This window comes from Streptomyces sp. SID486, assembly GCF_009865385.1.
GTDB lineage: Bacteria > Actinomycetota > Actinomycetes > Streptomycetales > Streptomycetaceae > Streptomyces.
Genome location: NZ_WWJT01000562.1, coordinates 1 through 275, shown reverse-complemented (window position 1 = coordinate 275; position 275 = coordinate 1). Strand labels below are relative to the sequence as shown.

The window sequence follows — 275 nt, the reverse complement described above, 5'->3', positions numbered from 1 at the left end:
GGCGACCACGCCACGCGATAACGCCAGCTGTCGACAGCCGACCGCTCACGATCCTGACGACGCCAGGCCGACAACGCGGGCAGCACCGCCGTCAGCGACTCATCGCCCGGCAACGCCAGCAGATCCGCCAACCCGGACGCGTCCCCACGCTCCACCGCCTCCCAGAAACCGGAGTCAGCGGTTTCCTTCGGGGCGGGCGAAGTTCCGGAGTCGGGCCGTACGAGCTCGACCCAGTAGCGTTCGCGCTGGAAGGCGTAGGTCGGCAGGTCGACCCG

1 protein-coding gene is annotated in these 275 nt (G+C 69.8%); it reads right to left on the bottom strand.

Translation table 11 applies throughout. From position 1 onward, the window contains the following. A partial coding sequence (locus GT045_RS25665) for a hypothetical protein (protein WP_161335606.1) occupies positions 1-275 on the bottom strand: 275 nt, incomplete at both ends.